The organism is Novosphingobium sp. AAP83 (assembly GCF_001295795.1).
Lineage (GTDB): Bacteria > Pseudomonadota > Alphaproteobacteria > Sphingomonadales > Sphingomonadaceae > Novosphingobium.
The window spans coordinates 54,156-69,675 of record NZ_LJHY01000004.1; the positions used below are offsets into that span (position 1 = coordinate 54,156).

Annotated in this window: 15 protein-coding genes; 10 read left to right on the forward strand and 5 right to left on the reverse strand. The window is 60.2% G+C overall.

Features of this window, described 5'->3' with window-relative positions:
• Positions 1 to 38: 38 nt before the first annotated feature.
• Complete coding sequence (locus IP81_RS03180; protein WP_054106737.1) at positions 39 to 2,336, reverse strand: TonB-dependent receptor; 2,298 nt, start codon at positions 2,334 to 2,336, stop codon at positions 39 to 41.
• 173 nt (positions 2,337 to 2,509) lie between these two features.
• Between IP81_RS03180 and IP81_RS03185 the strand changes: the two genes are divergently transcribed.
• The 3 genes from IP81_RS03185 (at position 2,510) to IP81_RS03195 (ending at position 4,447) form a co-directional block, all read left to right on the forward strand.
• Entirely contained in the window at positions 2,510 to 3,175 is a 666-nt protein-coding gene (locus tag IP81_RS03185; RefSeq protein ID WP_054106738.1) for a TetR/AcrR family transcriptional regulator, read from the forward strand.
• Positions 3,176 to 3,311: 136 nt separating this feature from the next.
• Positions 3,312 to 3,998, forward strand: a complete 687-nt coding sequence (locus IP81_RS03190) for an SDR family oxidoreductase (protein ID WP_054106538.1) — start codon at positions 3,312 to 3,314, stop codon at positions 3,996 to 3,998.
• A gap of 14 nt (positions 3,999 to 4,012) precedes the next feature.
• On the forward strand, positions 4,013 to 4,447 hold the full coding sequence (locus IP81_RS03195) for a nuclear transport factor 2 family protein (RefSeq protein WP_054106539.1): 435 nt from the start codon (positions 4,013 to 4,015) through the stop codon (positions 4,445 to 4,447).
• Positions 4,448 to 4,489: 42 nt separating this feature from the next.
• Here the strand turns inward: IP81_RS03195 and IP81_RS03200 are convergent, their stop codons facing one another.
• Genes IP81_RS03200 through IP81_RS03210 form a run of 3 tightly spaced genes read right to left on the reverse strand, consistent with a single transcriptional unit; the run spans position 4,490 to position 6,869 of the window.
• Positions 4,490 to 5,269 (reverse strand): SDR family NAD(P)-dependent oxidoreductase, encoded by a 780-nt coding sequence (locus IP81_RS03200; protein ID WP_054106540.1) that lies wholly within the window; start codon positions 5,267 to 5,269, stop codon positions 4,490 to 4,492.
• Positions 5,266 to 6,081 carry an SDR family NAD(P)-dependent oxidoreductase gene (locus IP81_RS03205; protein WP_054106541.1) on the reverse strand — a complete coding sequence of 272 codons (816 nt, stop codon included), beginning with the start codon at positions 6,079 to 6,081 and terminating at the stop codon, positions 5,266 to 5,268. The genes IP81_RS03200 and IP81_RS03205 overlap by 4 nt, the downstream gene beginning before the upstream one ends.
• Positions 6,082 to 6,086: 5 nt before the next feature.
• Entirely contained in the window at positions 6,087 to 6,869 is a 783-nt protein-coding gene (locus tag IP81_RS03210) for an SDR family NAD(P)-dependent oxidoreductase (protein ID WP_054106542.1), read from the reverse strand.
• Positions 6,870 to 7,034: 165 nt separating this feature from the next.
• Between IP81_RS03210 and IP81_RS03215 the strand changes: the two genes are divergently transcribed.
• Positions 7,035 to 8,462 (forward strand): SRPBCC family protein, encoded by a 1,428-nt coding sequence (locus IP81_RS03215; RefSeq protein ID WP_054106739.1) that lies wholly within the window; start codon positions 7,035 to 7,037, stop codon positions 8,460 to 8,462.
• Complete coding sequence (locus IP81_RS03220; protein WP_054106543.1) at positions 8,459 to 9,235, forward strand: ThuA domain-containing protein; 777 nt, start codon at positions 8,459 to 8,461, stop codon at positions 9,233 to 9,235. Before IP81_RS03215 ends, IP81_RS03220 begins: the two co-directional genes overlap by 4 nt.
• 175 nt (positions 9,236 to 9,410) lie before the next feature.
• On the opposite strand, the gene IP81_RS03225 is transcribed toward IP81_RS03220, so the two are convergent.
• Complete coding sequence (locus IP81_RS03225) at positions 9,411 to 10,508, reverse strand: acyl-CoA dehydrogenase family protein (RefSeq protein WP_054106544.1); 1,098 nt, start codon at positions 10,506 to 10,508, stop codon at positions 9,411 to 9,413.
• Positions 10,509 to 10,649: 141 nt separating this feature from the next.
• On the opposite strand from IP81_RS03225, the gene IP81_RS03230 reads away from it, so the two are divergent.
• The 5 genes from IP81_RS03230 to IP81_RS03250 all read left to right on the forward strand — a co-directional run bounded on the left by IP81_RS03230 (position 10,650) and on the right by IP81_RS03250 (position 15,509).
• On the forward strand, positions 10,650 to 11,417 hold the full coding sequence (locus IP81_RS03230; RefSeq protein WP_054106545.1) for a LuxR C-terminal-related transcriptional regulator: 768 nt from the start codon (positions 10,650 to 10,652) through the stop codon (positions 11,415 to 11,417).
• A 136-nt stretch (positions 11,418 to 11,553) separates the two neighbouring features.
• Positions 11,554 to 11,961 carry a Zn-ribbon domain-containing OB-fold protein gene (locus tag IP81_RS03235; RefSeq protein WP_054106546.1) on the forward strand — a complete coding sequence of 136 codons (408 nt, stop codon included), beginning with the start codon at positions 11,554 to 11,556 and terminating at the stop codon, positions 11,959 to 11,961.
• A complete protein-coding gene (locus tag IP81_RS03240; RefSeq protein WP_054106547.1) occupies positions 11,958 to 13,109 on the forward strand; it encodes a thiolase family protein in 1,152 nt (383 codons plus the stop codon). The genes IP81_RS03235 and IP81_RS03240 overlap by 4 nt, the downstream gene beginning before the upstream one ends.
• 8 nt (positions 13,110 to 13,117) lie before the next feature.
• On the forward strand, positions 13,118 to 14,332 hold the full coding sequence (locus tag IP81_RS03245; protein WP_054106548.1) for an acyl-CoA dehydrogenase family protein: 1,215 nt from the start codon (positions 13,118 to 13,120) through the stop codon (positions 14,330 to 14,332).
• A 202-nt stretch (positions 14,333 to 14,534) separates the two neighbouring features.
• Positions 14,535 to 15,509: a thiamine pyrophosphate-dependent dehydrogenase E1 component subunit alpha gene (locus tag IP81_RS03250; RefSeq protein WP_054106549.1), complete on the forward strand. Its 975-nt coding sequence runs from the start codon at positions 14,535 to 14,537 to the stop codon at positions 15,507 to 15,509.
• The last annotated feature ends 11 nt before the right edge of the window (positions 15,510 to 15,520 follow it).

Below are 15,520 nucleotides of genomic sequence, written 5' to 3' on the forward strand. Positions count from 1 at the left end.
GTTACAGTGAAGTAACCAGGGCTAGGGAGGATTTCAGATCAGAAGTTGAAGCCAGCCGATACGCCGAACTGGCGTGGCGGAGCATAGCCGACCAGACCCATGTAACCGGGGCTGTCGTACACCGTCGAAATGTAACGCTTGTCGAACAGGTTCTTGCCCCACAGGCCAATCGAATACTTCTTGTCCGGCCCGTAATAGGTCAGCAACGCATCAACATAGTATGTCGGCTGGATGGTCGAACGCGGGGTGTTGACCACGGCGGTATAAAACTTCGACGCGGTATACATCCAGCTCACATCGGCCACCACGCTGCTGTCATCGGGCAGCTTCGTGGTGAAGTTTGCGCCCAGCGTCGATGCCCAGCGCGGCGCATTCTGCAAGGCAAAGCCTTCCAGATCGAGTGTGGAGCCAGCTACCGGATCAAAATACAGGAAATTCTTGTACTTCGTATCAAGGAAGGCAAGCGATCCGCGCAGCGTCAAACCATCCACCGGCACGGCCTGCATCTCCAGCTCGAAGCCTTTGATTTCAGACTGGGCGGCATTGAGAATGCGGTTGCCTTGCACGTTGGTGTCCGGATCGAAATAGATCTGCGCAACCTGCATATCACGGTAGTTGGTATAGAATACCGACAAGTTGGCGCGCACCTTGCGGTCAAAGAAATCAGCCTTCAGACCGGCTTCAAACGTATCGACCTTTTCCGGGCCATAAGGCGTATCGCCATCTGCCGCCACGCCGATGCGCCCGGTAAAGCCGCCCGATTTGAACCCGCGCGCCCAGCTTGCATAAAGCAACTGGTTCTGCGCCAGCTCGTAATCAAGGCCGATCTTCCAACCGACATTGTTCCAGCTCTTCTTGCCGCCCACATCAAGGCTGCCGGGGAACACGACATCGAACTTGTCCCATTGCGCCGATGTCAGCGCTTCACTGCCAAGCCCGGTGTCGAGCGTTGAACGCGCATCGATCTTGTCATGGGTATAGCGGATGCCTGCTGAAAGCTTCAGCCGGTCTGTCAATTGGGTATAGCTCTGGACAAAGGCCGAAAACGATTCCGTTGCCTGATCCTGAACATTATACTGGATCAGGCCCGGCAGCGCGAAGTCCAGATGGTACATCTGGTAGTGGTTATAATCCGTCTTCAGATAAAACAGACCGGCCACGGCATTGAACCTGTCGCCCACATCGAATGAACTGCGCAATTCCTGGCTGAACTGCCAGCCTTGCGTGCGTCGGCGGGTGGCATTGTTGGTTTTCGCCGTGCCATCCTGATCGGTATATTCGAACAGGGTGAAACGCTTGTAACCGGTGATCGCCGTAATATCGCCCAGCGCAGTGTTGTCGTACTGGATGGTGCCGACAAAGAACTTCGTCGTCATGTCCGACTGGTCCGGCACTTCATTGTTGCCCGAAAGATATTCGTCTGGCGCAACGCAAGGCTGGTTGGGCACAGCGCAGGGGCTGCGGTACATCGGCAGCTTGGCACCATTCCAGAAGGTGCCTTCGGGAACATGGTTCGCCTCACCCGGCAACCCACCGTTGACGACAATCGGCGCACCATTGCGCGCGGCCACATATTCGCCCTGAAGCGTAACCGTCAGATCGGAATTGGGCGTGATACGCAACTGGCCGCGCACCGCGTCCACGTTCTTGCGGCCCATGTCCTCGCCGTTCCACACGTTCGTTACCCAGCCATCGCGCTGGGTGTGGATGCCCGAAACCTTCAGGCTCACCACATCTTTAACCAGCGGTGCCTCGATGGATGCATTCACATCAAACCGGTTCCAGTTGCCGTATGTGCCGCGCAGATAACCGCCAAATTCGCCGGTCGGCTGGTTCGTCACCACGTTGACAACGCCGCCTGTGGTGTTTGCACCAAACAGCGTGCCTTGCGGCCCGCGCAGGACCTCAACGCGGCCCGTGTCATATGTATCCAGCAGCGCCCCCATCGAGAAGAACTGCGGCACGCCATCAACCACGATCGACACGGTATTGCCGGCGTAGGGATCGGGTTCGATCACGCCGATGCCGCGAATGGTGAACACCGCATTGTTGGGCGTATTGGCAAAATTATCGATCTGCACGTTGGGAACAGAGCCTTGCAGCGCCTGCAACGTGGTCACGTTCATCGCCGAAAGTTGTTCGCCACTGACAGCCGCAATCGAGATCGGCACCGACTGGATGCTCTCGGCCTTCTTTTGCGCTGTAACGATGATTTCGCTGATGCCGCCTGTGCTGGCTTCGGCTTGTGCCTCTTGGGCTCCGGCAAACGTGGGCGCGGTGACCAGTGCCAAGGCCGAAAGCCCGGACATCAGACGAATGGCGTTTATCGCTTTCATCAATTCCCTCCCATGGTCGGGCGCCGACATTTCACGCCGGTCGCCTCCTTTCACGAATCGCCAAATAACAGGCGATGCTGCCTGTTTTATGATCCTATCCTTGGTGATGTGCCTACTAGCGGTTTTGTCAGGAGGTCTTGGCAAGCGCGAAAAGGCATGACAGGACGATGACGATGTCCGGTTCCACCATGCAAAAGCGCATGCTCGATGCGATGCGCCCCTCCGCTCTGGGCGATGAACCCGTGCGCTGGCAGCAACGCAAATCCGCGCAAACGCGGCTTAAAATGCTCGAAGCTGCGGTCGATTGTCTGGTAAGCGGCGGCTATGCCGGTTTAACGACTGCACAAGTGGCAGAACGCGCAGCCGTGTCACGCGGGGCCATGCACCACCACTTTGCCACACGCATCGATCTGGTCGCAGCCGTGGTCGATCACATTTTCTACCAGCGCATCCGCCTGTTTCTCGATGATTATCTGGGCACAGTGGCGCAGCGTAGCGACGTGGAACTAATCGATCTGGCAACGGAGGCACACTGGCGCAGCGTGCAAACGCGCGAATATGCCGCCTATGTCGAACTGGCCGTGGCCGCGCGCACCGATCCGGAACTCAACGCCGCGTTCGAACCCGCCGCCCGCCGCTATGACGAAGTGTGGACCGCCGAAATGATCGAATCGTTCCCGCAATGGCGCGATCAGTGGCACGCGATGAAGCTGGGCAGCGACTTTGCGATTGCGGTGCATTCGGGCCTGCTGTTGCACCGCCCCGTCTTCGGGCAAGAGCGCATCGACATGGTCCTTCAACTTTCGATGCAAGCCATCAGGGCGCTTTACAAGGCCTGAGGCCCTGCCCTCCAAATTTGCGGCAGGCTAGCCGGATTTCTCGCTGAAACACCAGTAGTCCCACCGGCACCACTGGTGCAAACAATCGCCAACACATCCCGGCACAGCGCGGGACCAAGATGGGAGAGCAGGCACTATGGCTATCGTCGCAATTACCGGCGCAGGGCGCGGGATCGGGCTGGAACTGGCAAGGCAGCACGTCGCAGCAGGGGACCAGGTACTGGCGCTGGTGCGCGATCCGCAGGGCGCAACCAGCCTTGCCGATCTGGCCGCATCTTCAGGCGGCAGTCTGACCGTCCATCAGATGGACGTCGGCAACGACGCCTCGGTCAAGGCCGGTGCTGCCGATACCGGCAGCGCTGCCATCGACATCCTCTACAACGTCGCCGGGATCGCTGGCCCCGAAGCCCCCGAACTTGACGGTGCAGACTGGGCAGCGTGGGACGATACCAACCGCATTATGGTGCAAGGCCCGCTGCGCGTCTTGCACGCCTTCCTCCCCCGCTTGGGAGCAGGCGCTAAAGTCATCAACATCTCCAGCCAACTTGCCGCCTCGACATGGCCCTATGGCGGTTTCTACGCCTATGTTGCCGCCAAAGCCGGTCTCAACCGCATGATGCGCTCGGTCGCGGTTGACCTCAAGGATCGCGGCGTGATCATTGGCCTTGTTCATCCGGGCTGGGTGAAAACCGATATGGGCGGCGAAGGCGCGGACCTCACGCCCGAAGAGAGCGCCACCGGCATCCGTAATGTCGCGGCCAACTGGACGCTCGAAACATCGGGCGATTTCCTGAAATGGAACGGTGAAACCCACGCTTGGTAAGGAGTTAAGCGCCAATGCCATTTACCGGACCAATCGAGGATCGCACCGCCATCCGCGAATTGATGGACACCCACGCCCACGGCGTGATGACCAGGGACGCCGAACTGTGGGGTTCAATCTGGGCAGAAGATGCCTATTGGGAACTGCCCGATTATCCCGATCTTGGCGGCTTTACCGGCAAGGACGTGATCGTTTCAGGCTGGGTGGAATCGATGAAGCATTACGGTCTGGACAATTGCACCAAACCGATGATCTACTTCATGCAACCCGGATCCATCGAAGTGGATGGCGATAAGGCCAATGCCATCGCCTACACCATCGAGATTTACGACGATCCCGCCACAGGCAAACGCATCCACACCACCGGATGCTACACCGACGAACTGCGCAAGATTGACGGCGCATGGAAATTTACGCGCCGGGCCTACCGCACGATTTTTGCTGATTGAAAAAATGGGGCGGAGCAACAATGCCCCGCCCCACTTTGACTATCAAATCTGACTGAAACCGCCATCCATCAGGAATTCGCTGCACGTAACAAAGCTTGCGGCCTCCGAACACAGATAGACCACGCCGCCGCCCATTTCATCAGGACGGCCCATGCGGCCAATCGGGTGGTTGGCCACAATGCCTTGCAGTGCAACCTCGCGCGATGGCACCGCGCCCAGTTCCACATAGCGGTCCATGATCGATCCCAACATGCTGGTATCGATCCCGCCGGGATGCACCGAATTGACGCGGATGTTATAGCCAAGCGCGGCAAACTCGGCGCCAAGGCACTTTGACAGCATCTTCACCGCAGCCTTGCTGGTGCAATAGGCCGCATTGAAGGCCGCGCCGCGCAATCCGCCCACGCTTGAGAAATTGACCACCGAAGCGCCACCTGCGCGCGCCTTGCCACCCCCGCGCAGCAATGGCAGTAACACCTGACAGCCGATAATGACCGCATCCACATTCACCGCGTTCACCCGGTGAAAGTCGGCAAGCGGCGTCTCGTCAAACTTGCCGACGATAGAGATACCGGCATTGTTCACCAGCGCATCCAGCCGCCCGTACTTTTCCTGCACCAGCGCGGCCACCGCCTGCCAATCAGCCTCATTGGTCACGTCATGCTGCAAATAGTGATCCGCGCCCTCGATATCTGCCGAAGCGGCCATGTCGGTGGCGATCACCACCGCATGGGCGGCCTTCATCGCCTTCACCAGTTCGCGGCCGATCCCGCCCGCAGCCCCGGTGACCACGGCCACCACGTTGTCCAAAGCGATTGTCATTGCGCCGTATATCCCCCGTCGATGACAAGCTCGCCACCGGTCATGTAACTTGAATCTTCAGATGCGAGGAAGAACGCGGCAGAAGCCAGCTCTTCAGGTTGGGCAAGGCGACCAAGCGGCGTCATCCCCACCACACCTGCCACCAGATCATCGGGCTTTTCGGCAAAGCCCTGATCGACCCAGCGCTGGAAGCCCGCCTTCAACAATGGCGTTTCGACAAAGCCGGGGTGCAGCGAATTGGCGCGGATCGGCATTTTCTTCTGCGCAAATTCAATCGCGATGCCTTTGGTAAACAGCCGCACCGCGCCCTTGCTGGCGTTATAGGCCGAAACCTCGTTCATCCCCACCAGACCCATGATCGAACTGACATTGATGATCGAAGAACCGCCCCGGAAATCGGTGCCGCTTTGCGCCATAAGCGGCACGAAATGCTTGGTGCCAAGGAACACGCCATCGACATTGATCGACATGATCCGCCGCCAGCCCTCAAGCGTCATATCCTCTACCGGGCCGGTCAGATCGATCCCGGCATTGTTCACAAGGATATGGCACTTGCCGTGGCGTTCCTTGACCAGTGCAATCGCGCGCCCCCAGTCTTCCTCTTTGGCCACGTTGGCGCTGATATAGCTGGCGGCCTGGCCAAGCTGTGCCATCACCTCGCGCGCGGTATCGCCATCTTCGGCATCAAGATCTGAAAGCACCACTTCGGCACCCTCGGCCAGAAACCGCCGGGCGCAGGCAAGGCCGATGCCGCGAAGTCCGCCCGATACAAAGGCGACGCGGCCCTTCAGCCGTTGTGCAGATAATTCCATCAACCTCAAACCCCCATCATTCCGGCGGTCGTCGCACCGTCGATTGCGTATTCTGCGCCAGAGATGAACCCGGCCTCATCGCTCGAAAGATAGGCGACCAATCCGGCCACTTCATTCAGTTGCGCCATGCGCTTCAGCGGAGCCATGCCTTCATACATCGCACGCGCCGCCGCAGGATCGGGCTGCGCATTCATGATCTGCTGGATCAGCGGGGTTTCCACCACGCCCGGCAAAATCGCGTTGACGCGGATGCGATAGCCCTGCTGCCCGCAATGCACCGCCGCCGATTTGGCCAGCGCGCACACCGCCGCCTTGGTCACCGAATAAGTCACATAATTGCCTAAGGGGCGCGTCGCATTCATCGAGGAGTTGATAATGATCGATCCCGCAGGCCCTTCGGGATTGCGCTTCATACCCAAAATCGCGTTCTGCACGGTCAGCATCACACCGGTTTGGTTGACCGCCACGACATTGTCCCAACCCTCGATGCCCACATCTTCAATGCTGGCATCGCCGCTTTCGGTGCCCGCATTGGCAAACACGATGTCGAGACGGCCTTCGGTCGCGATGATTTCATCGATCAACGGTGCCCATGCGGCAGCTTCCTGCACGCGGTGCTTACGAAAAGTCGCGCCGGTTTCAGCCACCAGCGCAGCGGCAGCCTCCTCTTTCGATCCGGTGAACCACACCTTTGCACCCTCGGCACTCAGCCGCGCCACTGTTGCTGCGCCAATCCCGGTCGTACCACCGGTGATAAGCGCGACTTTACCTGCAAGCCTGTTTGACACTGTTCTCTCCCGCGAGAATCCGTAAGAATTTATCGTGCAAGTGGTTACGCTTGCCACGCGCCTGTGCAACCTATGCTTTCAGCAAGGTGACTTGCGCGCGTGCGTGGATCAAAACCGGCGGCATTGCCCGAGACGCGGGCGTGAATCGTGGGTGAGGAAACAAAAATGGCTGACAGCGATCCCAACATGGGCCGCGATACCCTTGAAGGCGGCAGGGCACGTAGCGAAGCAATCAGTTGGCAGGAACTGTTGGCGCAGGATTCGCGCCCCGCGCCCGCGATCCTCACCGAAGAAAGCTACGAATACCGTGGCTCCGAACCGCTGGACGCCAGTCGCTATACCAGCGAGGACTTCGCCCGTCTGGAACGCGAAAAGATGTGGCCCCACGTCTGGCAATTCGCCGCCCGCGAAGAAGATATCCCCGAAGCTGGCGATTACACCGTGTTTGAAAACGCGGGCCGGTCTTGGCTGATCAGCCGTCAGGAAGATGGCAGCGTCAAGGCGATGCACAACGTCTGCCTGCACCGTGGCCGTAAATTGCGCACCGAAGATGGCACGGCGGACAAATTTACCTGCCCGTTCCACGGCTTTGCGTGGAACAAGGACGGCAGCTTTGACGGCATGCCCTGTTCATGGGACTTCAAGCACTTATCGGCTGAAAAAATGTCCCTTCCCGAAGCCGAAGTCGGCCGTTGGGCTGGCTATATCTTCTTGCGTGAGGAAAAGGGCGGCCCCAGCCTTGAGGAATACCTCGCCCCCCTGCCCGAATTCTTCAAACGCTGGCGGCATGAAGAATGCACCACTGTCATCTGGGTGGCCAAGGAAGTCCCGGCCAACTGGAAGGTGACCGCCGAAGCCTTCATGGAGGCGTGGCACACGGTCGTCACGCACCCGCAATTGCTGCCCTTCACCGGCGATGCCAACAGCGCCTACTGGATCTATGGCGATAATGTGAACGTCAATCATGTGCCGTTCGGGATCATGTCCCCGCACGTCGATCCCGATGGCAAAACGCAGCAGTGGATCGTTGACGAATTCTGCAAGTACAATGGCCGCAGCGCCGACAATTATGACGCGGCGGGCGATCCCTTCGCCGTCAGCGTGCCCGAAGGCATGACGGCGCGCGCCGCCTTGGGCGCTGCCATGCGCGCAGGCTATTCCGCGCAAACCGGCTATGATCACGATGACGCCACCGATGCCGAATTGCTCGACGGCCTGGTTTACAACGTGTTCCCCAACTTCGCGCCCTGGGGCGGGTTCATGCCGAACATCGTCTACCGCTGGCGTCCCGGAAAAACGCCCGACACCTGCCTGATGGAAGTGCGCATCATTGCGCGCGTCAAGAAGGGTGATCCGATGCCGCACGGCGTGCCGATGAAGCTTTTGACCAAAGACCAGAAATGGACCGACGCGCCTGAACTGGGCGTTTTGGGTCACGTGTTCGAACAGGACATGGACAACCTGCCCTATGTGCAGGATGGCCTCCATGCTTCGAAAACCGGAAAGATCAACCTTGGCGATTATCAGGAAATCCGCATCCGCCAGTTCCACCAGACGCTCGACAAATATCTGGGCGCAGGGGCCGCTGAATGACCGATACGGCGCATCCTCCCCGCATTGATTGCGTACTCGTCTGTGGCGGCGTGTGGCACGATATGGACTTTGCACGGCTTGAACTGCTCAAGCTCCTTGCCGAAGACCCATCCGTGCGCACCCGCGTGTTCGAGGATTACGAGAACATCGAGGCGATCAAGGCCGCCGATATCCTGATCACCTACACCTGCGATGTCACCCCCTCGCTAAAAGCGCAGGAAGCCTTGCGCGGCTGGCTTGAAGCTGGCGGGCGCTGGTATGCGCTCCACGGCACCAATTCGGTGCTGCGCCTGCTGGCAGACGGGCCGAACAAGGGCCTGTGGGATGCGCCGCGCTGGGCACCGCTGATGATGGACATGCTCGGCAGCCAGTTCATCAGCCACCCGCCCATCGCGCCCTACACCGTCACCGTGGCAGACCCCGATCACCCGCTGACCCGGGGGATCGAACCGTTCGAAACCACGGACGAGCTCTATCACATGGAATGCCACGGGCACTTGCACGTCCTGCTCGAAACCGAATGCACCGTCCCCGGCACCGGCTTTGTCGAAGCGGCAGACGCTATCGGCACGCACCCGGTCATGTACCTGAAAGACCACGGCGCAGGCGCAGTGCTCTATAACACGCTAGGCCATTGTCGCGGACACTATGACCTTCAACCCATGCTCGATTGGTGGCCCACAGTGGATCGCTGCGCATGGGACTTGCCGGTATTCTACGACCTGCTCCGGCGCGGCATCGGCTGGCTGAAAGACCGCCCCGCCAAAGCATAACCCCCAACGTCGTCATTGCGAGCACAGTGAAGCAATCCAGAGCGCCATACACCGCGATCTGGATTGCGTCTCCCCGCTGGGCGGGGTTGGCAATGACGAAGTGATTTCCCCTTCTTCCCCCCTCCCGTTTACGGGATGGGTCGGGGGTGGGCTTACAGCCTATGCGCCAACCGCCTCAACCCACCGCAGCAAACCGGTCCAGCGCCACTTCAGGATCATCGGGCCAGCGCGAAATCGCCAGCAGCCGCTTGTGCCCGTGCCCGATAAACAGTTCATCGGTCACGCCCATGCCGCCGTGGAACTGGATCATCTCATGCCCCAATTCCACCGCCGCTGGCGCGATAAACGCGCGCAGACCATAGACGGCAGAGGCAAAACGGTCTGATCCGGCAGACACGATGGCAAGGTTCAGCAACGCCCGCGCCTGTTCGATCACCGCATATTGCGCGGCCATGCGGTGCTGGATCGCCTGAAAGCTGCCCAGCGGCACGCCAAACTGCTCGCGCGTGCGCAAGTAATCCAGCGTCGCATCAAACAGATGCTGCATGATGCCCACAGCCTCGGCTGATCGGGCAATCGATGCCAGGAGGTCGTTCTCTTCAAGATCCGCCAGTGATCCACCCAGCCGGATTGCCGGAACCGCCGCCAGCGTCAGCGAAACCGCAACCGCCCCGTCCACCATGCGCCACGGATTGACCGAAAGCCCCGGCGCATCGGCGCTCACCAGATACATCGCCACGCCATCAGCACTGGTCACAGCCCCGCTCTCGCGCACGCTGACGATATAGCCATCCACCCCGGCCCCTGCGGGCACGCAGGATTTGGCACCGGTCAGTGCCCCCGTGGCATCAACGCGTGTTTCCACATAGGTCCGCCCGCCGCGTGCTGCGTGTTCGGCATGGGCCAGCGCCATGCGGCGGCTGCCCGTCGCCAGCGCTTTCATCCAGACGGCCTTGATCTCTTCAGGCGCAACCCGCTCGAACAGGCGCGCTGCGCTCATCACGTTTTCGATCAGCGGTTCAACCACCAGCCCCTTGCCCAGCGCTTCAAACACTGTGGCAATGGCCGTTGCATCCAGCGCCATGCCGCCGCTCTGTTCGGCCAGCGGCGCAGCAATCAGCCCCAATTCGGAAAGCATCGCCCACATATCCGGCGAAAAGCCGTTCGAGCCGCCGAGGTAACCGCGGCGGGAATCAAAGTCATAATTGTTGGCAACGAAGCGCTCGGCCAAAGCCTTCAGCATTTCTTCGTCTTCGTTCAGATCAAAATTCACGTACCTCTCCTCGGAGGTAACCCTTACCACTGTCTAAGATGCCGCCACGCTGCGCAAAAGACTAGGCGATTTTGCCAATCGCGCCGTTGTTTAGCAAGCGCGCGACCGGTATGGGTACGGCAATAAGAACAGGAGAGGTTTGTGCAACTTTCGGTCGAAGCCATCGACGCCGTGCGGATCGTAGGTCCCAAGGACGTGCGTCGCGCGGCCGAAGAACTCCACAAGATTGCCATGGCAGCGGGGCTGCGCGCCGCCCCTGCCCACGATATTGCCGACAAACGCACCCCCGTTGATGCCGACGGTAACATCCTCGCGCGGGACGTGTTCGGCTGGAATGACGAGAAAGTGTGGTGGCGCAATTCGCGCATCGCGCTCGATTCGCCGATCACATCGGCCTGCCGCTTTGAAAGCGAACCTTTCTGGGCCAACGCCAACGGCTTCCACACGCGCCAGCCCAATCACTATCTCACCGCGATTGACCTGACGAACTTTGAAACCCGCGCGATGACGCGCAGCGCCATCGTCGTGCCGGTGCATCTGCCGTTCGGGCAAATCGGCGCGGTCAGCTTCAACCCGCTCGATCCTGCCATCACCGAACTGGACGACGTGTTCCTCGAAATCGGCGATGCGTTGGGCATCTATGCGCGCACCTTCATCGCCAGCTACGTGCACGCGATGGGTTCGGCCCAGGCCCTGCCTTCGGGATCGCGCCTGTCCAAACGCGAAGTGGAATGTCTGCGCTGGGCCGCGATCGGGAAGACCGATCTCGAAATCTCGATGATCATGAGCCGCAGCCGCGCCACCGTACGCTTCCACATCCACAACGCCTCGATGAAGCTGAACGCGGTCAACCGCAGCCAGACCGTCTTCAAGGCCGCACAGCTGGGCTACATTTCGCTCGCCACTTGATCTTGCTGGCAGCGGCGGGGCGCTTCATCGGTCATCCTGGCAAAAGCGACAACCCTAGCGTTTTGCAGAGTCGGCAAAGTGGCATTTCAGGTGGCTTAAGGGGACGACTAAAGAATCGCACCTGATCGGGAGAGTAATGCAGGTAACCGGCCACGCCATTGCAGACGGATTGTTCACCGACGAGGCCCAGCCTCGGCTGATTGGCGGGCAAGACCTTGAGAGCGGGCGGATCGTGTTTCCGTGTCCAACAGGGGATCGCTTTGCCCCTATCCCTCTGTCGCGCACCGGCACGCTGTGGTCCTACACCATCCAGCGCTATCGCCCCAAATCCCCGCCTTACGCCGGGCCGGAAGCCTTCCGCCCGTGGCCGGTCGGCTACGTCGAACTGCCGGGCCAGGTCATCGTCGAAGCGCGGCTGACCAATGTTGCATTTGACGCGATCACCATCGGCATGCCGCTGGAAATGACCCTGATCCCGCTCGATCCCGATGCCGCAGAACCGGTCCTGATCTACGCCTTCCAACCTATCGGAGCCAGCGCATGAGCGGGGACGTCTGCATCGTCGGCATCGGCATTCACCCCTTTGGCCGCACCGATGGCACCTCCGGCCTCGATCAGGGCGTGGTCGCCGTGCGCGCAGCGCTCGCCGATGCCGGGATCGCATGGCCCGATGTCCAGTTCGCCTATGGCGGATCAGATGCTGCGGGCAATCCCGATACGATGGTCGAACGCCTCGGCCTCACCGGCGTGCAGTTCATCAACGTGCGCAATGGCTGCGCGGCAGGCGGCTCTGCGCTGTTCTCGGCGCAAATGGCGATCAAGTCTGGCGAATTTGAAATCGGCATGGCGGTCGGCTTTGACAAGCACCCGCGCGGCGCGTTCAACGCCCTGCCGTCCGAATACAACCTGCCCGAATGGTACGGCGATGCAGGCTACATGATCACGACGCAATTCTTTGCCAACAAGATCACGCGCTACATGCACGAACACGGCATCAGCCAGACCTCGCTCGCCCGCGTCGCCAACAAGGCCTTCCGCAACGCCGTCCACGCCGATCACGCATGGCGGCGCGAACCGGTCGATATCCAGACCATCCTTGATGCGCCGCTGGTTTCCGATCCTTACACAAAATACATGTTCTGCTCGCCCGCAGAAGGCGGCGTCGCGCTGATCCTTGCCAGCGAAAAGAAGGCGCGCGAACTGGGCAAACCGCTGATCCGCCTGAAGGCCGCCGCCATGCGCACGCGCCCTCCGGGCAGCTTTGAAGTCTTCGCCCCGTCAATCGATATCGGCGGCGGCAAGGCCACAGCCACCCGCATCGCCAGCGCCGATGCATTTCGCATGGCAGGCATCGGGCCTGAAGACATTGCCGTTGCCCAGTTGCAGGATACCGAAGCGGGCGCTGAAATCATGCACATGGCCGAAAACGGCTTTTGCGCCGATGGCGATCAGGAACGCTGGCTGGCCGAAGGGTTGACCGAAATCGGCGGCAAGTTGCCCGTCAACACCGATGGCGGCTGCCTTGCTTGCGGCGAACCCATCGGCGCATCGGGCCTGCGGCAGGTCTATGAAAACGTCGTACAATTGCGCGGGGATGGTGGCGGTCGGCAAGTCCCCGGCGATCCCAAAACTGCATTCACCCATGTCTATGGCGCGCCGGGCGTTTCGGCCGTGACCATCCTCGAACGCTGATAGAACCGATGGACATCACCCTTTCACCCGAAGAACTGGCTTTCCGCGACGAAGTGCGCGCATTTCTGGCCACCAACTTGCTGCCCGAAATCAAGGACGGCGCTGCCGCATCGCCCACCGTCTTTGTCGAGCCCGATATCGGCCAGCGCTGGAACGCAATCCTCAATGAAAAAGGCTGGCTCGCCTATCAATGGCCGGTCGAAGCAGGCGGCACGGGCTGGAGCCCGGTTCAGCGCTATATCTTCGAAAAAGAATGCGCGTTGGCGGGCGCTCCCAACCTCACCGTACTCGGCCTCAAACTCGTCGCCCCGGTGATTTACACTTTCGGCACGCCCGAACAAAAGGCCAAGTACCTGCCCCGCATCCTGTCGGGCGAAGATTACTGGTGCCAGGGCTTTTCCGAACCCGGCAGCGGATCAGACCTTGCCAGCCTGCAATGCCGCGCCACGCTGTCGGATGATGGCACCTATTACAAGCTCAACGGCTCGAAAATCTGGACCACGCATGCGCACTGGTCCAACAAGATGTTTGCGCTTGTCCGCACCGATAGCGAAGGCAAAAAACAGGCGGGCATTTCGTTCCTGCTGGTCGATATGAACCAGCCCGGCATACAGGTCCGCCCCCTTCTAACGCTGGCAGGCGATCACGAGGTCAATCAGGTTTTCCTCGAAAACGTGATCGTGCCGGTGGAAGACCGCGTGGCCGAAGAGGGCGATGGCTGGATGCTGGCCAAGTTCCTGCTCGAAAACGAACGCGGCGGGTCATGCCATTCACCCAAGCTTGAATATGATCTGGGTCAGCTTGAAGCCGCCGCCGCCGATGAGCCCGATGGCCGTGGCGGGGTCCTGGCCGAAGATGCCGAATGGAAGCGCCGCATGGCCAAAGTGCGCCTTGGCATCCAGTCGCTGGAAATGATCGAACTCAAAATCCTGTCCGAAGTGGCCAAAGGCCGCCCGCCGGGTCCGCAAACCTCGCTGTGCAAATTGCTCGCATCAAACTTGCGGCAGGATGTCGATCTGCTCGCGGTCGATCTTTACGGTACCGCAGGCCTGCAACTCGAATTCGCGCGCCCCTTCTATGGCGATAACGCCCCGGCCCCGGTGCATTCCAAAGCAGCACAAGTCGCCTCGGCCCGCTATCTAAACAGCCGCGCGTGGACAATTTTCGGCGGCACCAACGAAGTGCAGTCGGGCATCATCGCCCGCACTGTGCTCGGGCTTTGATGATGGCTTTGCGCTGGAACAAGCCCACCCCCAACCCCTCCCGCAAGCGGGAGGGGGGAATAATGCGCAACATCTGCCCTCCCGCAAGCGGGAGGGCAGCGAGACTTACCGAACGCAGTGAGGTTAGTCGCAGCGGGGTGGGCTTTGTGCCGCACGCAACGTTTGAAAACACAACTTCAAAAACAAAAGGTAAGGACCAAGGATGCAACTGAGCCGCGAGGCGCTATTGCGCGCTTACCGCCAGATGAAAGTGATCCGCGAATTCGAGGAGCGCCTTCACGTCGATATTCAAACCGGTGAAATCGCCGGGTTCACACACTTGTACTGCGGGCAGGAAGCCGTCGCGGTCGGCGTGTGCGAACACCTCTCGGTAGAGGACAAGATCGTCTCCACCCATCGCGGCCACGGCCACTGCCTTGCCAAAGGCTGCGATGTGAACGGCATGATGAAGGAAATCTGGGGCAGCCGCGAAGGCCTTTGCAAAGGCAAGGGCGGATCAATGCACATCGCCGATGTCGACAAGGGCATGTTGGGCGCAAACGGCATTGTGGGCGCGGGCGCACCGATCGCAGTCGGCGCGGGCATTGCCTGCAAGATCGATGGCAAAGGCCACGTCGCGATTACCTTCTCGGGCGATGGTGCCTGCAATCAGGGGACCACGTTCGAAGCCATGAACATGGCCGTCGTCACCAAGGCGGCCACGATTTTCGTGTTCGAAAACAACCACTATTCCGAACACACCGGCTTTGAATACGCCGTCGGCACACAGCGCGATATCGCCAGCCGCGCCGAAGCCTTCGGCATGAAAGTGTGGCGCGGCGATGGCACCGATTTCTTCAGCGTGTTTGAAACCATGCGCGAAGTGCTCGAATATGTGCGCGTTCCCGGCAATGGCCCGGCAGCGGTTGAGTTTGATACCGAACGCTTCTTCGGCCACTTCGAAGGCGATCCGCAGCGCTATCGCGGCCCGGGCGAACTCGACCGTATCCGCGAATTCCGCGATTGCCTGAAGAACTTCCGCAAGAGCGTGACCGATGCAGGCGTGCTGGACCACGCCGATCTCGATGCGCTGGATGCCGAAGTGCTCGCAGTCATCGAAGAGTCGGTCGCCCAAGCCAAAGCCGCTGATCGTCCCACCGCCGAAGACGTCCTCACCGACGTCTATATCTCGTACTAAGCCGGGGAGCG